This window comes from Alkalibacterium pelagium (assembly GCF_900109325.1).
Taxonomy (GTDB): domain Bacteria; phylum Bacillota; class Bacilli; order Lactobacillales; family Carnobacteriaceae_A; genus Alkalibacterium; species Alkalibacterium pelagium.
Genome location: NZ_FNZU01000003.1, coordinates 123,013 through 146,079, shown reverse-complemented (window position 1 = coordinate 146,079; position 23,067 = coordinate 123,013). Strand labels below are relative to the sequence as shown.

Below are 23,067 nucleotides of genomic sequence, written 5' to 3'. Positions count from 1 at the left end.
TTTTTTAATACTAGGAGGATGCGAGCAAATGGCAGAAAGCAATGAAACAGTCACTTATCAGAATCCGGTAGGTGAAATGACAGATATAGGAGACCCTTACGTTCTTAAAGTAGATGGGACGTACTACATGTACGCAACTTCGGTTCCGCATGCAGGTTTTAGAGTCTGGGAATCTGATAATCTCGTCGACTGGGAAGAAGCAGGAATGGCCTATGATCATAGAGACCATGAAGACAAATGGGCACAATATGATTTCTGGGCACCAGAAGTGGTTGAACATAATGATACGTTTTATATGGTTTACAGTGCGAGAGACTACACTGGAAGCTTGAAAATGGCCATTGCAACGAGTGACTCACCGACTGGACCTTTTCAAGATGCGACTGTCGGCCTGATCGACCGGCCGGGTTCATTCATTGACGGGCATATATTTATCGATGATGATGGTAAACCCTATCTCTATTATGTCGAAGATAACCACGAAAACATTATAGATGGCAAACACATAAGCCATATCTACGTACAGGAAATGACAGAGGACTTGCTGAATGTGACAGGTGAGCCTCACTTTATTCTTGAACCGGATCAGGCATGGGAAAATCCGGATGGAGACTATCAATGGAATGAAGGTCCCTTTATCGTAAAAAATGATGGATTGTACTATCTGATGTATTCAGCAAACTTCTATGCCAGCTCTGATTATGCCATAGGGTATGCCGTTTCAGATAGCCCAACAGGACCGTTTGAAAAAAGCGAGTCGAATCCCATATTGTCAAAAGATATGGAAAACGGAATCTCTGGACCTGGCCATAACAGTGTGACAGTAGGACTGGACGATGAGACGCTTTATGCTGTCTATCATATCCATACGGATCCTGAAAATCCTAGTGGCGACAGACGGATGGCCATCGACCGGCTTTATTTCGAAGATGGTGAAATGAAAATCGAAGGCCCAACTAGTGATGAGCAGGAACTAAAATAAAACAATAAGTTGAGGAAAGCTGTCCTGACGGGCAGCTTTTTTGCATTTTATAAGAGGTTTTAAACTATCTTTTCGAATCGGCAGTGAAGTATGTCGTGATTACTATACTAGATTAGGCGGGTAACTGGGTTTAAGGACAGTTAGTTAGTTTTTAAAGGTCATAAAATCAGTCTAGCAACAGAGTAGTTCTATTTTATAATTAGACTATTAGAAAGAACCATAACTAACAGGAATCTATTTACAGCTTCCTCTCTAATTATTCATTTAAACTACAGGCAAACAGGCTCTACTTACAGTTTATTTCCAATTCTGGGAGAGATATTCCACTAGAACGCTTCTAGTGATAGTAACGATCCAATTTAGATCATAAAGTACAGCTAGACCCTGCCTAACTATACTTCACCCAATACAAACTGTTCTTTTCTTCAATTATAGTCCGCATAGCTACATTTTATGCTAATGATGGAACGGGAAAATACAGTTACAGGACTCAGACAACTGATCAGCACTAAAAGCAGTAAGGAACAATCAGGCACATCCTGATTGTCACCCAATTGAATAGAACAAGCGGCTACCCGTCCAAACTCTCAAAAATTTTCGACCACTTTTCCTGTCAGAAATCAAACAATACGAATCGAAAACGATAATATGATACCGCTAACAGGAAAGTGTGATTTGTTGAATAAGTGCCCCGTTTATTATATATTGAACGTGTAATCACTTACATAATTTCTTTATGTGAGAAAAAGAAAGGGAGGCAATACAATGTTCAAACGTCGTACTTTTTACAAAGGATTAGCCTTATTTTCTGCTGCGGGAATTCTGGCAGCTTGCGGTAATGAGGGAGATATCCCTGGGACAGATGGGGGAACGGACACAGGAAACGGCAATGGTGATGGAGCCGCTGATGGAGAAGAAGTCAGCCTGGCCATCATGCAGGGAAAAGTGGAGTTCAACGCTCAATTCAATGAGCTGGCTCAAATGTATATGGATGAGAATCCTAACGTGACTATTGAAATCACATCCGTTGGTGGTGGAACAGATTACTTCACTCAGCTGACGACACGTTTCGGCGCAGGGGATGAGCCGGATATCTTCAGTGTGGCCGGACCGAATGAAATGGAACAGATGGCAGAGTATATGGCGGATTTATCTGATACAGATGCGGCGGGTGCTGCTCTGGATGGCATGCTTGATACGGTGACTGAAGATGATGGAACAGTAGTCGCATTACCATATAATATTGAAGGATACGGATTTATTTATAATATGGAAATATTCGAAGCAGCGGGTATCGATGCGGATCAGATTGAAACGTATGAAGATCTGGAGGAAGCAGTTCAGACGATCGACAGTCAGCTCGACGAGTTAGATATTCAAGCTGTGTTTGCCCTGCCTGGAGCAGAAGGCTGGGTTATGGGAGACCACTTGGCTAATGTTTTCTTATCCCATGAATTTAATCAGGATGTTAATGAAGCATATAATGCTGATACCATCGAGTTTGAACGGGCTGATGAATTTCAGCGGATGCTGGATCTTCAGGCAGATTACTCTATTGAACCGATATTGAGTCTGGATTATTCTCAGCAGGTCGAAGAGTATTTCTCTCTCGGTCAGGTTGCAATTATTCAGCAGGGGAACTGGGTTTATCCGACACTCGAGCAGATGGATCCTGATTTTGCAGAAAACAGTGTCAGTATGATGCCGATTCCTCTTGATGGATATGAGAATCAGCTTCCAGTTGGAATTCCTAACTATTGGGCGGTCAATTCTAACAATGATGATGCGACTGTTCAGGCAGCTAAAGATTTCTTAGACTGGATGTATCTGTCAGATGAAGGGAAAGATTTCGTCATTAACGAATTCAACTTCATACCAGCTTATGAAGGATACGAAGACATGGAAATCGGTGATCCATTATCTCAAGTAGTATACGATTACTCTGAGAGCGGAGACACAATTGGATGGATCTTCAATGGCTATCCAACCGGGTTTACGAACAATGAATTTGGTCCGAATCTCCAGGCTTATCTTGGTGGAGAGATGACATGGGAGGAGACGATAGAAAACTCCATCTCAGCATGGGAATCTCTTCAGTAACAGGACAAAGGCCATATTGAATCAGTCATATGGCCTTTTTTGTCTTTATATTATTTAGCATAACTGATGCTGGAAAGGACTAAACATTATGAGAAATAAGGAATTAAGCTTCTGGCTGTTCATTACGCCAGTGATATTGAGCCTGTCCTTAGTCGTTATACTTCCTGTTGTCATGGGATTTTTCTTTTCGTTTACCGACTGGAACGGCTTGACCTTCAACCAATTCATTGGACTGGGTCATTACAGACGATTACTTGAAGACAGTCAGTTCAGACAATCTCTTGAGTTTACCTTCATATTTGCTTTCGTCAGTGTGATTGTCCTCAATATTATTGGACTGAGTCTGGCTTTATTAGTGACAAGTAAACTGAAATCTAGAAATCTTCTCAGAACGGTATTTTTCATGCCTAATCTGATCGGCGGTCTGATACTTGGATTTATCTGGCAGTTTATCTTCGTACGCGTATTTGCAGCTATGGGGAACTTCACAGGTATCGAGGGCCTTCTGGGATGGTTGTCCACTCCCGCTACTGGATTTTGGGGTCTGGTCATTCTGACAGTCTGGCAGCAGGCGGGTTACATTATGATCATCTACATTGCTTACCTGCAGGGCATACCTAAGGAACTGATTGAGTCAGCTAATATTGATGGGGCCACACCTTTTCAGAAGTTCCGCTATATAACATTCCCACTTATTGCTCCCGGCTTTACTGTGTCGATGTTCCTGACCCTGTCCAGTTCATTCAAGATCTATGATCAGAACTTGTCACTTACCGGTGGAGGACCATATAATTCAACACAGATGGTTGCCATGAATATCGTGGACACAGCGTTCGCCAGCAATCAGATGGCATACGGTCAATCGAAGGCTGTGGTATTCTTTATCATCGTAGCGATCTTCTCTTTATCTCAAGTCTATTATAATAAGAAACGAGAGGTGGACTTGTAATGAAGAAAAATAGAAAATACTTGGTACTTGAAATCATCGGCGTCCTGTTGGGACTGGTCTGGATTTCTCCATTTTATTTGATGCTCGTCAACAGTTTCAAAGCACCTAGAGACATATTCGCCAATGTACTTGACCTGCCTTCACAGCTTAATTTTGATAACTATGTGACTGCATTTAACGATTTGAATTTTATCCGCTCATTCTTTAATTCGCTGCTGATTACACTGGCTAGTGTTGCAATCATCATTTTGTTTTCATCTATGGCGGGTTATGCCTTAGCCAGAAACAAGAGCAAACTGAGTGGAGCTATTCTTCTCATGTTCGTAGCGGCAATGCTCATTCCATTTCAGTCTGTGATGATTCCACTGACATCCAATTTTGGTCAAGTTGGGATGCTGAACAGAGTTGGGCTGATCTTTATGTATCTTGGATTCGGTAGCAGTCTGGCGATATTCCTCTATCATGGGGCTATGACAAGAGTATCGATTTCACTTGATGAAGCCGCGATCATTGATGGGGCGAATAAGTTTCAGATTTTCTTCAGGATTATTTTTCCTCTACTTAGCCCGATATCAGTAACGGTTGCGATCTTGAATGTGATCTGGATCTGGAACGATTACCTGCTTCCATCTCTTGTTTTAAGCAGACGGAATGAAACGATCCCGATTAGAATGTTTTACTTTTTCGGCCAGTACACCCGACAATGGCATCTGGCTCTTGCGGGGCTGACGATTGCCATTCTCCCGGTCATCATTTTTTATTTCAGTGCTCAGAAAAGCATAGTCGAAGGGGTCACTGATGGAGCGGTAAAATAACAATTTACATCTTAAAGGCTGCTGTCGTGTAGATTCTGGACATGCCGGCAGCTTTTGTTTTTATCCTCATTTAAGAAAGCGTATAATTAGACTATTAAGGAGGGGATTATTTGGGAGAAAAGATTTACTTGGCATTCTACGAATTATCTCGACTGGTAATAGACTGCCTGTTGTTGAACCTATTATGGGGAGTCGTGAGCTGGCCAGTGCTGTTTTTGATGATACAGATCGGAGTGACGTCTGATCCGGCAGCTTTACAGATTCTGCTGCCTCTACTGTTTCTCTTCATGCCGATCGTTTTATTTCCAGGACTGCAGGCGCTGATCTCTTCTGTCCGGGAGGGGCTTAGAGAACCGGCTTCGTCAGGACCCGTTAATTTCTTCAAGCATTACAGGAACGGCTACAGAAACAGCTTCTTGATTGGCATGATGTATACCGGCCTGATCGTACTTTTAGCTGCCCTGCTTTATTTTTCTTTAGATGGTCCGCCCATACTCAGTCTAATAGTGGTCGTGCTTTTGTTTTACATCTGGATGGCAGCCCTGATTACATTATTTATCGAAGCTCATTATGCAATGCCTGTCAGATGGAAATTGAAGCAGGGAATCTACTTTATAGTGAAACACCCCTTGTTTTCAATAGGATTAGTCATTTTACTGATTAGCCTGAACTACATCATTTTTTCGGTCAGCCTTATTCTATACAGCTTAATCGGGATTCCCCTGACACTGTACGCAGTTTACTATTTATTTCTGTCCAAGTTGAACAAACTATCTAAATGAAAGCCGGCGTGAAACGAGGAGGATACATATGACAACTGATAAACTACTACCAACTAATGATCAGATTATTCAAGGGGAGCATTACCGGTTCACCATGATTACTGACAGGCTGATTCGAATGGAATACTCAGAAACTGGGTATTTTGAAGACCGTGCGACTCAGCTTGCCCAGCATCGAAATCTTGGAGATGTCGGGTTTGAACTGAAAGAAACGAACGGCACACTGGAAATCATTACAAGTACTTTTCACCTTTTTTATACTAAGGAAGAGGAATTCAGTCCGAAGAATTTGCATATAGATGTTAGATACAACTTTTCAAACTATACTAACAGGTGGTATTACGGTCAACCGATCGATACGCTTAAAGGAACAGTGAGAACTATAGACAGGGTGGACGGAGCAACCGAACTTGGAGAAGGAATTATGGGAAAATTCGGCTATGCCGCGCTTGATGACTCGGATTCTTTCGTATTTGACGATGACAACTGTATAAAAGTGAAAGACAACCCACACACCGATGTCTACTTTTTCTCATATGGGAGGGAGTACTTCCGAGCACTAAGAGATTATTTTCGTCTATCCGGATTTCCACCTTTACTTCCAAGATATGCATTGGGCAACTGGTGGAGCCGCTACTGGAAGTACACTGAAGAAACCTACATCAAACTGATCGACAGATTCGAGAACGAACATATTCCTCTTTCAGTCAGTGTAATCGATATGGACTGGCACCTGACAGATATCCCTTCAAAGTATGGCAGTGGATGGACCGGTTATACTTGGAATACTGAATATTTTTCTGATCCTGAACGGTTTCTCACAAAACTAAAAGACAAAGGACTTGCTACTACTTTGAATGTTCATCCGGCAGACGGGATCCGCGCATTTGAATCTCAGTATGAAAAAATTGCTGAAAGGCTGAACTTGAAAACACACTTGGAAGAACCAGCTAAATTTGACTTGATGGACGAAGACTTCAGAGAGGCTTATTTTGAAGAAGTTCACCATCCTTACGAAGAGATTGGGATCGACTTCTGGTGGATTGACTGGCAGCAAGGAGAATACAGTACAAGCGATATCGACCCTTTGTGGCTTCTGAACCATTATCATTATAAAGATTTAGAAGAAAGAGGGAAAGAAGCGCTGATCCTCTCACGTTATGCCGGTCCGGGAAGCCACAGGTACCCGATCGGATTTTCAGGTGATTCAGTGATTTCATGGGATTCGCTGAATTTTCAGCCATATCTGACAGCGACCTCTTCCAATATCGGATATACCTGGTGGAGTCACGATATTGGTGGACACTATAAGGGATACAAAGACGAAGAGCTGGTCCAGCGGTGGTTCCAGTTCGGGGTGTTCAGCCCGATCAATCGTCTCCATAGTTCCAACAGTGCCTTTTCAAGCAAAGAACCATGGAACTACAGCGAATCAGTTAAAACTAATATGATCGACTTTCTTCAGCTTAGACATGCACTGATTCCATACGTGTACACTTATAACGTGAGGACAAGTGAAGAAGGGATTCCACTGATCCGTCCGGTATATTATCACTTCCCAATGGAAAAACATGCCTATGATGTAAAAAACGAATATTTCTTTGGCAGTGAGCTATTAGTATTGCCTATTACAACAAAAAAAGATGAGGAAACTCTTCATGGGAGTGACCTGATTTATTTCCCGGACGGCTACTGGTTCGATATTTTCAGCAACTTCAGGTACAAAGGAGGATCGAAACTGAAACTGTTTAGAGAAACAGATCGGATGCCTGTTTTTGCCAAAGAAGGAGGCATCATTCCAATGGATGCCAATCCTGCTATTACACCAGCACATACTCTACCCGACTCTTTAGAATGGATGATTTATCCTGGTCAGTCAAACAGCTTTGAACTAATTGAAGACGTCAAGCAGTCAAGAGCAGTGACTGAACTGGCACTTGATTATCAGGCCCAGACCATTCAGCTGATAGTAAAAGGAGAGACTTCTGTTTTACCTGAAGAACGTGTTCATAGTTTGCACTTTAATGCTTCAGAACAAGTCGAACTGATTAACCTTGAGGGTGGTGAGCTGATCGAACAGAGGTATGCTCAGGAAATGAACCGGACAACAATAACCTTTAAAATGGTAGACGAAAAAGAGCTGAAAATGACAGTTAAGTCCTTTAAATTTATTGATGAGCAGGACATTAGTGATGAGCTGTTTAATCGCCTGAACACTGCACAAGTCGGCTATTTCCTGAAAGATGACTTATACAACGACTTCAATAACAATCATTCAGAATTTAGTCTTCTTTCAACAATAAATGAGCTGGAAGAAGAGTACTTGAGTCAGTCTCTTTTCGAACTGTTGTATATTAAGAATAGTTAAACAGACGGCTAAACTGTAGATTTGGACGAAGAGAAGACCTGATATCGATCAGGTCTTTTTGAGTTGTTCTATTCGAGTCTTATGATGTAAATGTGATATGATAAAAAGTGAATAAATAATGAAGAGAATATGGATATTTTTTGATAAAGAACGACTATAGCTAGGTTAAAAGAGGGTAGTGTATGAAAAATTGTGTGATTGTGATACCGGCATTGAATCCTAATGAAAAACTTTGTGATTATGTCCGTTTACTGAGTGAAGAACGTTTTCTTTCTATCCTCATCATAGACGATGGAAGCAGCCATACCTGTCAGACTATATTTGATCGGTGCAGCTCCTATCATAATGTAACCGTTGTCCGGCATTCAGAAAACAAGGGTAAAGGAAGGGCACTGAAAAATGCATTTGCGTACATATTAAATGACGAGCAGATGGGCAATGCGAATGGAGTGATTACGGCTGATGCGGATGGACAGCATGAATTGAGCGATGTGATGAAACTCTGCCAATCCTTGTCCGAAGACAAGAGCAAGCTGGTTCTTGGTGTCCGGTCATTTGACACTGAAAATGTTCCTTTATCCAACAAGATGGGAAACACGATCACTCGTCATGTCTTTAGACTGCTTTACGGCAAACGCATATCTGATACCCAGACTGGTCTACGTGGCATAGCTATGGATAGCCTGCATCATTTTACAGATCTTGAAGGCGAACGCTTTAGTTATGAAACAAATATGCTGATTGCAGCAGTTAGACAAAAGCTTGCAATAGAGGAATGTCCGATCGAAACGGTATACATTAATGAGAATGAAAGCTCACATTTCAATCCTTTCAAGGATTCTGCAGAAATTTACTGGGTGCTATTCAAAAATTTTTTTAAGTTCATGGGCGTTTCCCTAACGTCCTTTATACTTGATATTACGCTATTTCAATTGTTCATACTGATCCTTGGGTTTACCTTTGCCAGAAGGCGGATTCTTATTTCGACCATTCTGGCGAGAGCGGGGTCGTCGCTATTTAATTACTGTATGAACCGCTCAGTTGTTTTCAAGAGCAGACGTAAATGGAACAAGACAATTATAGGCTATTATTCATTAGCTGTAGCAGAAGCAGTTACTTCTGGTTTGTCCGTCTATTTACTGTTCCAGCTGACTGGGTTTAGAGAGGTCTTTCTAAAAGCCGGAGTCGATCTGGTCATTTTTCTGGTCAGTTATCGTATCCAGAAACTTGTAGTCTTTAAAGATTAATACAAATGAGTTGAAAGGAAGGATAAAGTATGTCACTTAAAGAATACGAATTTCAGTTGAATGACGGCACATCACTGCCGCCCGTAGGAATGGGTACCGTTCATATGCAGGGGGCTAAAGGTGTAACCAGTCTCGTTCAGGCTATTGACCGCGGATACCGTCTGATCGACACCTCCACTAATTATAATAACGAAGGAATGGTGGGTGAAGCGATCAGACGCAGCTCGGTTCCGAGAGAAGAGCTGATCATCAGTTCAAAACTGCCGGGAGCTGCGCATGATTATGACAAAGCGATTCTTATGATACAGGAATCCCTCTATAGAATCGGAATCGATTATTTCGATAAATATCTGATCCACTGGCCTTTACCTAAGCAGGGGAAATTTACGGAAGCGTGGCAGGGCCTGGTGGATGCGCAGAAGTTCGGCCTGATCAAAACGATCGGTGTATCTAATTTCCTAGAGGAGCACCTGGATCAGATCATCAGTGAAACCGGGGTAACACCGGCGACTAATCAGATCGAAAGGCATCCGTACTTCAATAATAAGGAACTGGTTCAAGTTAATGAGGAACGGGGGATCATTACTGAGGCATGGAGTCCATTGGGAAGAGAAATCAATGATGTGCTGACCAATGATACGCTTCGTTCAATTGCTGATAAGTATGGGAAATCAGTCGCTCAGGTCATCCTGAGATGGAACTATGAGAATAATGTACTGACAGTAGCTAAAGCTTCAAACCCGGTTCACCAGAAAGCGAATCTGGATCTGTTCGATTTCAGCCTCTCTGAGGAAGATAAAGAGCATATCGACAGCCTGGATCAAGGGGAAGATGGCCGACTTCAAGGTCAGCATCCTAATGAGTATGAAGAATTTGATTAGCGAGAAGGCAGCTCGGAGCAATCTGAGCTGTTTTTTTTATTTGTAGGGAGGTATTATCGATCCACTATAGTCAGAGTTGCTTAAACTAGTGGGGGGTTCGATATGCGGGAGGGGCTAACTGCATTTCCTTGGATCCAGGTAGGCTCGAACTGCTTTTAGTGGCTTGTCTAATGAGACTTCATCAATATATGTAACCAAATAACTATAACTAGAGAGAATCTAGCGATAGACTACTCATTACGAAAATGCTGAACTATAATTAGAGAGCCTCTAGTGGCATTAATACCTTTGAAAAATAAATAAACTATACCTACAAGCCTTCTAATGACAAGTTATCACGTTCTTAGAGAATAAAATGTAACTAGACAGCGTCTAGTTATACCTTATCAAAAAATAAGGGCATTAAAGCAAAGCTAGAAACAGTCTACTTCTATCTATTCGTATGGCATAACAAATGAACTAAGATTAGCTGCTCCTCAATACGTTAGTTACCGCTAAAACAGACCCAGTTTAAACTGCAAATTAATTTTCTGTTTAACTTATCTATGAATAACGGTATGATTAGACTGTTAATCATAGATAAGTGCATATCCAAAGGCACATACTAAAATTAAAGGAGGAGTGACCATGCATCTCTATTTAACTAACAAGCTGCTAAAAGCTTTTAAAAAAGCAGAAAAAATTATGAATGAATCTAACGATACCATGGATATTTTTCAAGAAGTAGTATCAACGGATCAGCATGATCCGTTTTTCAGCTGGCATGGGAACTTGATGACAGTCGATCAGGATGACTGTCTGGTGCTGACGAATGACGGCACTGGTCTGACCCTTATCTTTCTTTCACCTTATGAAGAGGATTATCTGGAGTTTGGGGACTGGTTGAGCGAAGCAATGGATCGGATGATGCAACGGATGGGGTTCTCTGAGACCTCGATCAACGCTTACTTTAATCATTATTCCAGACCAACGGCCAGTAAAGCTTCAGATGCGGCTTTAATTGGAAAAAACAGCGCAACGCTAAACGTCCTTCATATGTATATGGAACAGGCAGACGATGAAGAATGCTTTCAGGAATCCTGGTCATACAAAGTCAGCATGAATAAGAAAGGGGAGGACGGTTCTCCGACTGCGATAGATGCTTTTTCCAACCAGTTCGAGCGGATCATCGGAACCGGATCAGTTTCATATTCGGTGGATGTGGCTGAGCTGGAAGTTCGACTGAAACTCGAAGGAGCGAAAGATGTCATCCGCATCATTCAAGTGCCGATGCACTATTCTTTTGATGACCTGCACACGGTCATCCAGAAAGTCTTCTTATGGAACAACTCCCATTTTCACCAGTTCATATTAGAAGACGGCTTCACATTAATGGGATCCGAAGGTTATTATCATATGCAGCACTATAACCGAATGACCGATGATCATATAGGATCTGGAGCGCATCATACGCTTTCCGATGCGATATCTTACGATGAAAACTCGGTTATCCGCTATATTTATGATCTGGGTGACAGCTGGGAGCATGTCATTCAGCTTAGAAAAATATGGACAGAACATAAGCAGGTTCGCCCGCGATTGAAAATGATGATGGGAGATCCCGTTCCGGAAGATATCGGTGGAGCAGGAGGATATGCCTATTATCTCGAAGTGATGAATGATCCAGAACATCCGGATTATGACGATCTTAAAGAATGGGCGATCCCTTTTGAGATCAAAAAAAGACAGCTTAATACGGTAGATGAGATAAACAAATCTTTATAAGAGTGATAAACAGAGTGCAGTCATTAGCTTGTTGCATTCTGTTTTTTTGTGTCGTTGTGATGAATGATACCAAAAAGAATAATATCAGTAATATCTGACGTTCACTTAAAACAGAATGGCTATATTATTTGAATAAGAAAATGTTGATATTCATAAATAACCCTAATATATTCGAAATATTCAGCTTTTTTCACAAGCAGTCTAAGTGGGATTATACTAATGTAAAGACAATTACCTTGTGATAATAACAACGCCAGTCAAGTGATTTTGTAACACAAACGTAAAAATACACCGATTTACGGTGTATATGAACAGTTAAGGGCTTTTGCGTGAACATATTGTGAATTTTTCAAAGAAATACATGAAACATTACTCTTAATTAGTAATAATTTCATCAAATATTTTTAGGTTATTAGTTGAAATTAGATTAGAGTAGAGTTAGAATGACTTCAAGCTTTATCACAATCTTTTTCCTCAATTGCTCCTCAAATATTAACAGTAGTGGATATTAATAAATATAAGACAGTCGTGATTGTCCATTAGAAGTGAAAAGTACTCGATACTAAGAGGTCACTTAATTATCCCTGCTTGTTCCCTCCGAAGTTCTTTTCATTTCCTTTCCTTTTCATTGTTAATAGTTTGCCTAAACCAGCTATTATATCTTCGTACCCCCATACATTACATGAAAGATATGCATGCCCTTGTTTACTGGCAGAACTCTTCTTCCATGCAAGGGCACACTTTCTCTCGAGTTTTTCAAGCTCAACTTACTGTTCGGTCTAACTTCTGCCGAGCTTATTTGTCTTTCATTTTCATCTGCCAGGTCTTATACTGAATAGGAGATGATTTGTAAAGGAGAATGAACAACATTATGCTGGATCGAATAAAAGGTAAACTGATCGTATCATGTCAGGCTTTAGAGGATGAACCCCTTCACAGCTCTTTTATTATGAGTAAAATGGCAAAAGCAGCCGAAATGGGAGGGGCTTCGGGGTTAAGAGCTAACAGCAAAGAGGATATTTTAAGAATAAAAGACGAATCGGAATTACCGATCATAGGAATAGTAAAGCGGGACTATTCTGATTCCAATGTATATATTACACCAACAATGAAGGAAGTCGACGAACTGATGGAGGCCGGGTGTGACATGATTGCCCTGGATGCTACTAGTCAAAAGAGGCCGAATGGTGAGATGCTTGAGGACTTTGTTCAAACTATACGGAAAACCTATCCAAATATTCTGTTAATGGCAGATACCTCGACACTAAAGGAAGGGTTAGAAGCTGAAAGACTTGGGTTTGATGTAGTATCTACCACTCTTGTCGGCTACACTGACTACACCAAAGATGTCGATATATTCTCAAATGACTTTGAGCTGCTCAAACGATACCTCTCAGAGATTTCGGTGCCAGTAATAGCAGAAGGAAAAGTCGATACGCCTGAAAAAGCTAAGGCCTGTCTGGAATTGGGCGCCTTCTCAGTAGTTGTAGGAAGTGCCATAACCCGACCGCAGCTGATTACCGAGCGATTTGTAAAAGAGATGAGATAAATAACCAAACAGCACCTCCTATGAAAGGACGTGCTGTTTTTCTGTGCAGGCTGTTCTATCAATACCCAAAATAAGGATCAGTTATAATGCGCAATCGTTTTATGCCCTTATTTTTCAGCTCTCTTATAGTCCCTTTTAATATGTTCCGTTTGCCTGATACATAGTAGAAAGCCTCGTTCTGATACTTTTCAGCCAGGTCCACGTACCTGGCTATGGTCTCTTCTTTAGACGCAGTGTACACAGGTTGAAATGATCTGTTCTGTTTTGCGATGGCATCAAATTCTGATTTGAAGAGATGCTTGTCGGGTGAAGAATAGATCAGATGAATTGGACGGCTGGCGTCGTTTGACAAGTAGTAAGTTAAAGCTCTCATTGGTGTAATTCCGATGCCGGTAGCGATCAATACTATGGGAGAGGTCTCATCTTTGACTTTGAACCAGCCGAAGGGTCCTAAAACCGTTACCCGATCTCCTTTTTTCATTGAAAACAGTTCTTTTTTGAAACTGCTGACAGGAGCATTGGCACGTGTGGCTATGGTCATCGTTTTTTCGCTGGGTATCGAGGCAACTGAAAATGCTCGGAATGGTTTGCCGGATACTTTATTGTCGGGAAGTAAAAAAGCACCGTGTTCACCGGCTTCCCATGTAAGCTTGTCCGGGAAAGATAGTTGGATGACATAATAGTCATCGAATGGATTGTTTATCGATTCAATCGAAACGGTATTTTTCTTAAATAGTCCTGTAAAATCAGATGGTTTCAATAAAGGCACCTCTTTAAATTTAATGTGTTATTTAAATAAGTATATCTCATAAGTTAAAAAAGTCCTAGAGAAAAGCAAGTATGGACTGTCAACTCAAGTATGATATGACTCAGAAAGGGTATGCTGCAGAAAAAACCGCCGACAATTCTGTCAGCGGCTAATTCAGATCATTTGAATTTGTGCTTAGCTTCTTACATCTTCCATCTTATCAAGAACAGCTAAATCTTCTTCGGAGATTACGAAATCCAGCTGCTTGTTCTCGATGATGCGTTTCTCGTGTGTTGATTTTGGTAAAGGCAGGGTGTCTTTATCCAGACAGTAGCGGATCGCCAGTTGAGCTGTTGTCACACCATATTTATCAGCCAGCTCTTTCAGTTCAGGGCTATCCAGAAGCTGACCGGTAGCTAATGGAGAATAGGCTTCCACAACGATATCATGTTCTTTACAGAAAGCGACAAGATCTTTCTGGTCGCGTCCGATATAGTAAGGAATCTGATTGGCCATAGGCACGATATCACAGTTATCAAGAATAGCCTGAAGATCACTGATTTCAAAGTTCGAGACACCAATCGCTCTGATTTTACCGTCATTATACAGTTTTTCCATTGCTTTCCATGACTCTATATTGCCTTCGGTATGATCTGATCCTATATCATCCCAAGGCCATGGGGCATGGATTAGATAAAGATCAAGGTAATCCAGACCTAGGTTATTCATCGTTTCATCAAATGCATCAAGTGTTTCCTGATAGCCTTTGCGTTGAGCAGGTAATTTACTCGTAACGAAAACATCTCCACGCGCAATATCGAAATCTCTTATGGCCTTTCCGACATTTTCTTCATTCTGATAAGCTAAAGCAGTATCGATGTGTGTATAGCCGTTCTTCAGCGCCATTGTGACTGAATCATATGCTTCTTCGTTTGGAATCTGCCAAGTACCAAAGCCTATACTTGGAATGGCGACTCCATTATGAAATGTGAATGTTTCTTTTGACATGTTCTGCATTCCTCCTATTAATTTAACTAAATCCAGTTTACCTCAAAACGTATGAAGATGCTTCCTATTTTGATTGGCTTATTTGTAATCCAGCAGCACCGTGAAGTCACCACCGTAATATGCATTTCTGTCAGTTTCAAATCTATTGACGATTAAAGTTATGATAACTTCCTCGTTTTCCTCAACAAACGTCAAGTCTTCCAGAGGTCGGACCTGGCTCATTCCTTGTAGATCATAGACGTCTTCCTTAAGGAAACTTAAATCAAATACCATGATGACTTCACCATTTTCCTCCAGCTCCAGGCTGAACACCTCATCATCATGCTGAATGATCAGTTCTGTGTTCTCCTGATTCAGATCGATCCGTTGCTCTTCGATAAGCCCTTGGGACTGGTAGACAGAAAAGTAGACCATGTCGTCCATACCCGCTACTGAGAAAGTTACTGGCTGTTCATTGTCAAGCTCCACATAGGCATATTCCGATTCTACAGGGGACCACTCACCATTATCTGAGTCATGATTAGCAAAATAGTAAGGGTCAAAGTCAAATACTGCCTGAAAATTATTATAATAATCAAAACGTTCTGGGAGCAAATCCAAACGATCTAGTTCATTGACATTATCCAGATAATTAAGACTGTAACTCAACTGGATTTTTTCCTCATGTGTGAATGGGTCTTCAGAGCTGATCCGCCCGTTATCATCAAAATCATCCGCTTGAATAATGTCCTCAACCTGTCTGATCTGACTCGCTGTCCCAATAGATACCGAGTCGATAAAAGGAAGGATGGACACAGTTCCTAATGTGATTAATATAATAGGAATGTATCGGGATGCTGATTTAAAGAAGCCGTATAATACGACGCCGCTGATTGCAAATATACCAAATAGAAGAACGAAATATCTGCCATGAGTCAGTCCCAGCTGAAAAGATTTTATCGATGAAGAGATGCTCTGGAAAACAGCAATGACCAGCAGCAGATAAGGAAAGTATCGGTTGAACAGACGGACCCACTGCTTCGTGGACTGCTCAGTTAAAAAGAGCGTAATGAATCCGACAGCGACGTAGCTGATCAGCATAGGTTCGATCAGACTGTCCAGCCAGAATTCTCCAGTAATGTTTGCACCGATATAGGCAATAAGCAATGCCGAGAAAATCAGGATCAGAGGGACGACTATGAAGTCTACCAGAACAGCTAAAATTTTTGGTCGACTGATGGCTTCTGTTACTGTCTGATCATTTTTGTCTCTAAAGAATTCCGGAATACCGGACAGAAAATACACAGGAGCAAAAAACAGGAAAATAATGGCAGCTGAATGACTGTACCATTCAAAACTGAGCTGAGTGAAAAGCGTACTGAATGTTGCCAGAATTGCTGCTACTCCAATATAGAAAACCACTGCCAGCAGCAGACTGCTGAATAGTGTCCGGATATAAGCTATTAGAGACTGCGAAAAGGTATAAGCTCTGCGACTTGTCGGGATCGTAATCAGTAGAACACTGGCTATGAAGATGACTACGATCGTCCTGATCATCGCTGACTGATCAGATGCAAAGTTGATTTGCCTGAGGTAAAAATAATAAAGCAAAGCTGATAGAACTGGAATCAGAAATATGAGCCAGGATGACCGTGTTCGCTGACGCTGCGCTTTTTCTTTCCATAATTGTCCACAAGCCAGAAAAAGGGCCGCGAGACCGGCTGAAAAGGCTTCTCTTGATAAAGAGGTCCGAGTAAGCTGGATATCAGCCATAACAATCAGGGTCGTTAAAGCTAGAAAGAGAATTGATACTGGAAAACGTCCGAATACTGCCATGCTCCTTTGTCTGAAACGTGAAAACAAACGGGTTTTATTCATGATAAGGCCTCCAGATCGACAGATTTTATACTGTCATATAATGTGTCTAAATCATACTCCTAGCAGTCATATTTAGCAATCTAATTGTTATCAATTCAGTACGGGATATGTAAGGGTGTATACTTTTCTTCAACATTGCCTGATGAGAAAGAGTAGATGTTAGGGCTTACAACAAAGTGATATAATTGACCTGTAGAGAGGAGGTGAGAGAATCGTGACAATCAAAAATAAACAGAAGCTTCTAGGTCTAATGATTGAGACTGAAGAATTCAGATCAGCTGCCTTTCTAGCCGAAAGACTGGGTGTTTCTGCACGTACGATTCATGCTTATCTTGATGAACTGGATGATTTAATACAGAATACGTCACTAGTTCTGGAAAGACGTCCAGGCGCAGGTATCCGACTGATCGGCAGCCATTCAGACAAACTGTCCTGCTTAACAGCTATCAGCAGAGGAACAAGAATTGATCTGGATCCCGCTGACCGGCAGTTTGAGATAATCAGAACATTGCTTGAAGGAAAACGGGTGTCCTACCATGAGCTGGCTGAACATTATTTTGTAAGCAGAGCGACTATCGTAAAGGATATCAGACAGATCAGGCAGGACTTTCTGCAAGGTGAAGATCTTCTCAGTTCAAACAACGATGGGACTATTTTATCAACAGACGAAAGAACCCATCAGCCTCTTTGGGGTAAGTATCTTTCGCTGAAGTACGAGAACCACTTTGGTCATCCCCCTATTTCCTTGAGAAGCTACGGTAGTTTTATTAAAGATGAGCTGAATGGGTTGCATGAGTATATAGAAATTATTCAAAATGAAGTGGAACAGATCGGTACCGCCTATCAGCTTGCTGATTACTACCGTGTTAAATTATTCGAAAACCTGGTCGTATTAATGTATCGGATAATACTGGGGCACCATCATAAAGAGTCTTCCGGTTATATTTTCGAGAGAGTGACCAGTCTGGATACCTACTATATTGCAAATGATCTGGCTGCGAGACTGGAGCAGCAGACCAAAGAGTGTCTGACAACTGAAGACCGTATTTATATTAATGACTGTCTTATAGCAAATGGACTTAAAAATATACATTCTATTGATACTCATTCATACTATCAGACGCTTGTGAGCGAACTCGTTTCTAAAGTAAGCGGGATGATCAATGAAGACTTGAGTGAAGACGAGCAGCTTTTAAATGGACTCCTGCATCATATTATACCCATGTTCTTCAGGCTGAAAAATGGAATCGCTCTGCAGAATCCTTATATCCGGGAAATCAAGAAACAGTATTCCATGATGTTTCACCTGACCTGGTATGCGGTTCTGGATCTTGAAAGAGAACTGGGCAGGCGTATTCCTGAAGATGAAATTGCCTTCTTGATGATTCATTTCCAATCTGCCCTTGAACGAAAACGGGACATCAGAAAGATATTAATTATCAGTCAGACCGGACTGCTGACGACCGAAATCCTTGAAAGACGAATCAAGCAGTTTCTCCCAAGCGTCCATATTTATGAAGTCATTGCAGAAGATCAGATCGGGAAGATGGATCTGAAAAAAGTTGATCTGATTATTTCAACTGTACCGCTGTCGATCGACGATCCGCCAGTTATTCCTCTTTCATCCATCCCGACTGATGCAGAACTTAGGGATGTTATGAATAAAATGACTAAGCTTTTCTCGAGTTCCTATATATTGTCTGGCAGACACGAGGGACTGAGCCAGGATCATCCACTCGTTGATTCTCTCAGCAGGCGTTTAAGTATCACAAGAGGTCATGTGCTCTCTATGGAAGATGCGATCAGGACATTGACTGATCCATTGGTGGAAACCGGTAAGGTCACTGATGCATATATCAAGTCGGTGTTTGACCGGGAAGAGATGTCCTCGACTGCTTTTGAGACGGGGATTGCCATCCCGCACGGGGATCCCTCATTTGTCAAAGAAACACAGCTTTCCGTGCTCATCAATGACAGAAAGATTAATTGGGGAAATGATCGGGTCGACGTGATTGTACTCGTAAGTGTAACAAGGGAAGATATTCAGCATGTCAGTCTCATTATCGAGCAGCTATATGCGGTGATGGAATCCAGAACAGACATTGAAAAGCTGTTTCACAATCAGTCTGATCAGGATATTTCCCGCTATTTAGCTCATTATCATTAATTAAAGGAGTAGGGGTGCATGTTAAAACAATATTTATCGGAAGATACGATGCAGCATAAGACGTCTGTCGATAACTGGGAAGAGGCGATCACTGTAGCTGCCCGGCCGTTACTGAATAAAGGGGTGATTGATGAGAGTTATGTAGAAGCGATGATCGATAGTGTTGAAAAGAACGGACCCTATATTGTGCTCAAGGATTATTTTGCTCTTCCTCATGCTCAGGCTGGCGCAGGCGTGAATGAAGTCGGCATGTCACTGCTGACTCTTGAGGAATCGGTAGATCTGAAAGGGAATGAAGTGAAAGTGTTTCTGGTCTTAGCTGCTGTCGATGCATCAGCACATCTGGATGCTCTGTCAGAAGTGTCCCAGCTTCTGATGGATGACGAGAAATATGAAGTCGTTCTACAAGGAGATTTAGAGAAAATCAGACAATTAATAGAAGAAGGGAATGAGTGAATATGTACAAATTTTTAGCGGTATGCGGATTTGGTGTAGGCTCGTCAATGGTATTGAAAATGTCAATTGAAAAAGCGGCGAAAGAAAGAGGCATCGACTGTGAAGTGGAGAATACTGATTTAAGTTCAGCAAAAGGAACTGGAGCGGATGCCGTATTTACTAGTCAGGAGTTAGGAGACGAACTGAAAGGATCTACCAAATCACCGGTATATCCGATCCAGAGGTATATGGATAAAGAAGAGGTAGGAAAAGCGCTTGATGATTTCCTATCCACCAAGGATTAATACTAGCGTAAGTGGGTAAGGGGGAAATAAGGGGGAGGATCACCTTAACTAGTTTGTTTCTTTAAACGATCCTAATCTAACTAAAAAAGGACTGACTTATCATGCAAGGTATTTTAGATTTTATTACTAACTATATACTCAGGAATCCACCTGTTCTCCTGGGTCTTATTGCTGCTATAGGTCTTATTATTCAGCGGAAAAATATAGCAGATATTGTTAAGGGATCCCTGTCAGCTGCTTTCGGTATGCTGATTCTGGATACGGGGGTCGGCCTCATCGTAGGAACGATCATTCCGATCAATGATGCTTTCCAGCAGACGATTGCTGAAGGGGTAGTAGTAGGGGAGGGACTCAGTGATGTCACATTCATTGCTGATTTCGGAGGGGAAATCGGTCTGGCCATGTTTCTTGGGCTGATCATTCACCTGCTGATTGCCCGCTTTACTCCAGTCAAAACCATTTTCCTTACTGGTCATATGCTCTGGTGGTTCCCATTTATTTTTGTAGCTGCAGGTGTTGAAGGCGGTCTGACTGGACTTACACTCATCTTATTTGGGGCTATCCTGTCTGCGTCATACTGGTCATTCATGCCATGGGTTATGAGACGCTATATCTGGGACGTTACCGGAGATGAATCATTTCTTATCGGACATCCAACAGGCATTTTAAGTATCATTTCTGGTTTCGTTGCCAAGCGAGTTGGAAACAAGGAACGTTCAACAGAATCACTTAATGTACCGAAGAGTCTGTCATTCTTCCGTGAAATTTCAGTCATGGGTGCTATCGTGATCTTCATAATGTATGTCATCATGTCGTTTGTTGCACCGGAGATTGTTGCAGAAGGAGATAACGCCTTCTTTACAGCCGTTACACAAGGGATCACGTTCGGTGCCGGACTCATCATCATGCTGCAGGGGGTCCGTATGCTGATCAATCAGATCGTTCCAGCTTTCCAGGGGATTTCTGATAAAGTCATTCCTGGAGCGGTTCCTGCTTTTGATGTGCCTATCCTGTTCAACTATAAACCTAATGCAGTTATCATCGGATTCATCGTAGCTATGATTACTTCAACAATCATGATCCTGATTGCCAATACGACGAACTTGTTCGGTGTCATCCTTATTCCACTAGTCGTTACCTCATTCTTTGAAATGGGTGGAGCAGCTGTCGTGGGAGAAGGCCAGGGTGGCTTGAGAGGAGCCATCATAGGTACAGTCGTCGGCGCAGTGGTCATGGTAGGACTAATGGGTATTTCGGTAATCATTTATGAAACGACGATTCGAAACTGGATGCTGATTTTCGGAGGTAACGACTTCTCCTTGTTCGGCCCACTAGCCAGCTGGCTTGCACAACTTCTGTCAGGAGTGTTTTAAATGACTTTTGATTACTTTGAAGGGATAAAACAGCTGATTGATACAGTCGAAAAAGAAGAGAAAGCGTCTATTTTGAAAGCTGTGGACTATCTGGTTAAGGCCGTTGAAAATAAGCAGTCGATTTTCGCATTTGGTGCCAGTCATGCCGGTATACTGACTCAGGAACTCTACTATAGAGCCGGAGGACTGATGACGATCAATCCTATTTTTGGAGAAAGTGTCCTTCTTGATGTCCAGCCCATAACCCATACAAGCAAAATGGAACGACTAGTGGGTTACGGAACTGCTCTTGCTGAGAAAACCCCATTCAAAGAAGGAGACGTTCTGATCGTTCATTCGGTCTCAGGACGCAACCCTGTGACGATCGAACTGGCAATGGAAGCTCAGAAAAAAGGCGTGACGACCATCGGACTGACCAACCTCACTTACTCACAGTCGGTCGATTCCCGACATCCGACCGGCAAGAATCTGTTTGAATATAGTGATGTTGTTATAGATAATCATGGGCATAGAGGAGATGGGATGTGTGAGATAGACGGTCTTGATATGCGAGTAGGCCCATCTTCCACGGTTATCGGTGCACTGGTAGTCAATACACTGGTTGTCGAAACAGTGAAAAAACTCAAAGCAAATGGTATGGAAAACCCACCCATTTTTTACAGTGCAAATCTGGATGGTGGAGATGAACTCAATCAGAAGCTGATCAGCGAGTACAAAGAATCGATCCACTACGAGTTTTAATGTCAAAGAGGAAGGCAGAGCCTATCGATGCTCTGCCTTCCTCTTATTTTATTACCTTTAATATTTTATTATGCTTAATTGATCAACTACTGCTGGGCACCCATTCCGCCATCTATGCGGTATTGTGAACCGGTGATGAATTTACTTTCCTCTGAACCTAAAAAGACTACCAGATTAGCGACATCGATTGCTTCTGCATATTCCCCAAACGGAATTGTCGACTCAAGCTGATTTTTGATGCTGTCGGCTTCGTCTTCTGCTAATCCTTCCTCGACTTCGTCCATCATGGATGTACCAACTGGAGAAGGGTGAATGGAGTTGATTCTGATTTTGTACTCGGCATTTTCTAAAGCGGCCGTTTTTGTCAGTCCTACAACGGCATGTTTCGATGTGGCATAGGGTGAGAGGCCAGGTGATCCTCTAAGTCCGTCAACCGATGAGGTATTGATAATGCTCCCGTGTTTCTGCTCTCTCATGACTCTCAGTACATGCTTGAGTCCTAGGAAGACACCACCAGCATTGATATTAAAGACTTTCTGGAAGTTATCGTAAGACTGATTGTGAATGAAATTTACTTCTCCGATAATACCTGCATTATTGAAAAATACATCGATACTACCGAACTTATCTTTAGTCTCTTTAACATATCTTTCAACGTCCTCTTCATTGGACACATCTGCTTCAACTGTATGCACCCGGTCGTCGTGGCCGAGCTCACTCTTGGTTTTGTTCAATGCTTCAGCGTCCAAATCGACCAGGACCACTCGTGCACCTTCTTCTAATGCTCTTTCTGCTGTAACTTTACCGATTCCGCCGCTTCCACCTGTAATAAGAACTGTACGTTTGTCCAGTCTCGTCATTATAATTCCTCCTTCTAATTGTTAATTCCACCGTACCACTCACTTGAAAGCATATACAACTGATACGCACTGAATGAAAGTTCAACTTTCCGGCAATAAATAAGGGCTTTTTTTTGTAGACAGTGAGTGAGCTCTG

19 protein-coding genes are annotated in these 23,067 nt (G+C 41.9%); 15 read left to right on the top strand and 4 right to left on the bottom strand.

Annotation, left to right across the window (positions count from 1 at the left end):
- Positions 1-28 precede the first annotated feature (28 nt).
- From BMX79_RS03745 to BMX79_RS03700, 10 genes are all read left to right on the top strand, one after another.
- On the top strand, positions 29-982 hold the full coding sequence (locus BMX79_RS03745; RefSeq protein WP_091479471.1) for a glycoside hydrolase family 43 protein: 954 nt from the start codon (positions 29-31) through the stop codon (positions 980-982).
- Positions 983-1,747: 765 nt separating this feature from the next.
- On the top strand, positions 1,748-3,082 hold the full coding sequence (locus tag BMX79_RS03740; protein ID WP_091479253.1) for an ABC transporter substrate-binding protein: 1,335 nt from the start codon (positions 1,748-1,750) through the stop codon (positions 3,080-3,082).
- A gap of 88 nt (positions 3,083-3,170) precedes the next feature.
- On the top strand, positions 3,171-4,031 hold the full coding sequence (locus BMX79_RS03735) for a carbohydrate ABC transporter permease (protein ID WP_091479248.1): 861 nt from the start codon (positions 3,171-3,173) through the stop codon (positions 4,029-4,031).
- Positions 4,031-4,846 (top strand): carbohydrate ABC transporter permease, encoded by an 816-nt coding sequence (locus BMX79_RS03730; RefSeq protein ID WP_091479247.1) that lies wholly within the window; start codon positions 4,031-4,033, stop codon positions 4,844-4,846. The genes BMX79_RS03735 and BMX79_RS03730 overlap by 1 nt, the downstream gene beginning before the upstream one ends.
- A 110-nt stretch (positions 4,847-4,956) precedes the next feature.
- Positions 4,957-5,628, top strand: coding sequence for a DUF624 domain-containing protein (locus BMX79_RS03725; RefSeq protein WP_091479246.1), 672 nt, complete (start codon positions 4,957-4,959; stop codon positions 5,626-5,628).
- Positions 5,629-5,656: 28 nt separating this feature from the next.
- Positions 5,657-7,996: a glycoside hydrolase family 31 protein gene (locus tag BMX79_RS03720; RefSeq protein WP_091479239.1), complete on the top strand. Its 2,340-nt coding sequence runs from the start codon at positions 5,657-5,659 to the stop codon at positions 7,994-7,996.
- A gap of 182 nt (positions 7,997-8,178) precedes the next feature.
- Positions 8,179-9,243 carry a bifunctional glycosyltransferase family 2/GtrA family protein gene (locus BMX79_RS03715; protein WP_091479237.1) on the top strand — a complete coding sequence of 355 codons (1,065 nt, stop codon included), beginning with the start codon at positions 8,179-8,181 and terminating at the stop codon, positions 9,241-9,243.
- Positions 9,244-9,272: 29 nt separating this feature from the next.
- Positions 9,273-10,124: an aldo/keto reductase gene (locus BMX79_RS03710; RefSeq protein WP_091479236.1), complete on the top strand. Its 852-nt coding sequence runs from the start codon at positions 9,273-9,275 to the stop codon at positions 10,122-10,124.
- A 627-nt stretch (positions 10,125-10,751) separates the two neighbouring features.
- Positions 10,752-11,888, top strand: coding sequence for a plasmid pRiA4b ORF-3 family protein (locus BMX79_RS03705; RefSeq protein ID WP_091479234.1), 1,137 nt, complete (start codon positions 10,752-10,754; stop codon positions 11,886-11,888).
- A gap of 859 nt (positions 11,889-12,747) precedes the next feature.
- Positions 12,748-13,437 (top strand): N-acetylmannosamine-6-phosphate 2-epimerase, encoded by a 690-nt coding sequence (locus BMX79_RS03700; protein WP_091479232.1) that lies wholly within the window; start codon positions 12,748-12,750, stop codon positions 13,435-13,437.
- 58 nt (positions 13,438-13,495) lie between these two features.
- On the opposite strand, the gene BMX79_RS03695 is transcribed toward BMX79_RS03700, so the two are convergent.
- The 3 genes from BMX79_RS03695 to BMX79_RS03685 form a co-directional block, all read right to left on the bottom strand.
- Positions 13,496-14,197 carry an FAD-dependent oxidoreductase gene (locus tag BMX79_RS03695; protein ID WP_091479230.1) on the bottom strand — a complete coding sequence of 234 codons (702 nt, stop codon included), beginning with the start codon at positions 14,195-14,197 and terminating at the stop codon, positions 13,496-13,498.
- A gap of 183 nt (positions 14,198-14,380) precedes the next feature.
- The gene (locus BMX79_RS03690) at positions 14,381-15,193 is read right to left on the bottom strand and encodes an aldo/keto reductase (protein WP_091479226.1); all 813 of its coding nucleotides are present in this window, start codon (positions 15,191-15,193) and stop codon (positions 14,381-14,383) included.
- A 78-nt stretch (positions 15,194-15,271) separates the two neighbouring features.
- On the bottom strand, positions 15,272-17,050 hold the full coding sequence (locus BMX79_RS03685; protein WP_091479224.1) for a DUF4153 domain-containing protein: 1,779 nt from the start codon (positions 17,048-17,050) through the stop codon (positions 15,272-15,274).
- Between the two features lie 214 nt (positions 17,051-17,264).
- Between BMX79_RS03685 and BMX79_RS03680 the strand changes: the two genes are divergently transcribed.
- The 5 genes from BMX79_RS03680 to BMX79_RS03660 all read left to right on the top strand — a co-directional run bounded on the left by BMX79_RS03680 (position 17,265) and on the right by BMX79_RS03660 (position 22,071).
- Positions 17,265-19,217 carry a BglG family transcription antiterminator gene (locus BMX79_RS03680; protein WP_091479223.1) on the top strand — a complete coding sequence of 651 codons (1,953 nt, stop codon included), beginning with the start codon at positions 17,265-17,267 and terminating at the stop codon, positions 19,215-19,217.
- An 18-nt stretch (positions 19,218-19,235) separates the two neighbouring features.
- Positions 19,236-19,673 carry a PTS sugar transporter subunit IIA gene (locus tag BMX79_RS03675; protein ID WP_091479221.1) on the top strand — a complete coding sequence of 146 codons (438 nt, stop codon included), beginning with the start codon at positions 19,236-19,238 and terminating at the stop codon, positions 19,671-19,673.
- A 2-nt stretch (positions 19,674-19,675) separates the two neighbouring features.
- Positions 19,676-19,957 (top strand): PTS sugar transporter subunit IIB, encoded by a 282-nt coding sequence (locus BMX79_RS03670; RefSeq protein WP_091479470.1) that lies wholly within the window; start codon positions 19,676-19,678, stop codon positions 19,955-19,957.
- Positions 19,958-20,058: 101 nt separating this feature from the next.
- The gene (gene ulaA, locus BMX79_RS03665) at positions 20,059-21,330 is read left to right on the top strand and encodes a PTS ascorbate transporter subunit IIC (RefSeq protein ID WP_091479219.1); all 1,272 of its coding nucleotides are present in this window, start codon (positions 20,059-20,061) and stop codon (positions 21,328-21,330) included.
- Entirely contained in the window at positions 21,331-22,071 is a 741-nt protein-coding gene (locus tag BMX79_RS03660) for a sugar isomerase domain-containing protein (RefSeq protein WP_091479214.1), read from the top strand.
- 86 nt (positions 22,072-22,157) lie between these two features.
- Here BMX79_RS03660 and BMX79_RS03655 read toward each other — a convergent pair whose 3' ends face one another.
- Positions 22,158-22,931: an SDR family NAD(P)-dependent oxidoreductase gene (locus BMX79_RS03655; protein ID WP_091479213.1), complete on the bottom strand. Its 774-nt coding sequence runs from the start codon at positions 22,929-22,931 to the stop codon at positions 22,158-22,160.
- Positions 22,932-23,067 lie beyond the last annotated feature (136 nt).

Coding starts and splice junctions, on each gene's coding strand:
- BMX79_RS03705 (WP_091479234.1), top strand. CDS start 10,752: ATGCATCTCTATTTAACTAACAAGCTGCTAAAAGCTTTTAAAAAAGCA.
- BMX79_RS03675 (WP_091479221.1), top strand. CDS start 19,236: ATGTTAAAACAATATTTATCGGAAGATACGATGCAGCATAAGACGTCT.
- BMX79_RS03715 (WP_091479237.1), top strand. CDS start 8,179: ATGAAAAATTGTGTGATTGTGATACCGGCATTGAATCCTAATGAAAAA.
- BMX79_RS03730 (WP_091479247.1), top strand. CDS start 4,031: ATGAAGAAAAATAGAAAATACTTGGTACTTGAAATCATCGGCGTCCTG.
- BMX79_RS03710 (WP_091479236.1), top strand. CDS start 9,273: ATGTCACTTAAAGAATACGAATTTCAGTTGAATGACGGCACATCACTG.
- BMX79_RS03745 (WP_091479471.1), top strand. CDS start 29: ATGGCAGAAAGCAATGAAACAGTCACTTATCAGAATCCGGTAGGTGAA.
- BMX79_RS03655 (WP_091479213.1), bottom strand. CDS start 22,931: ATGACGAGACTGGACAAACGTACAGTTCTTATTACAGGTGGAAGCGGC.
- ulaA (WP_091479219.1), top strand. CDS start 20,059: ATGCAAGGTATTTTAGATTTTATTACTAACTATATACTCAGGAATCCA.
- BMX79_RS03720 (WP_091479239.1), top strand. CDS start 5,657: ATGACAACTGATAAACTACTACCAACTAATGATCAGATTATTCAAGGG.
- BMX79_RS03660 (WP_091479214.1), top strand. CDS start 21,331: ATGACTTTTGATTACTTTGAAGGGATAAAACAGCTGATTGATACAGTC.
- BMX79_RS03685 (WP_091479224.1), bottom strand. CDS start 17,050: ATGAATAAAACCCGTTTGTTTTCACGTTTCAGACAAAGGAGCATGGCA.
- BMX79_RS03670 (WP_091479470.1), top strand. CDS start 19,676: ATGTACAAATTTTTAGCGGTATGCGGATTTGGTGTAGGCTCGTCAATG.
- BMX79_RS03690 (WP_091479226.1), bottom strand. CDS start 15,193: ATGTCAAAAGAAACATTCACATTTCATAATGGAGTCGCCATTCCAAGT.
- BMX79_RS03740 (WP_091479253.1), top strand. CDS start 1,748: ATGTTCAAACGTCGTACTTTTTACAAAGGATTAGCCTTATTTTCTGCT.
- BMX79_RS03735 (WP_091479248.1), top strand. CDS start 3,171: ATGAGAAATAAGGAATTAAGCTTCTGGCTGTTCATTACGCCAGTGATA.
- BMX79_RS03700 (WP_091479232.1), top strand. CDS start 12,748: ATGAACAACATTATGCTGGATCGAATAAAAGGTAAACTGATCGTATCA.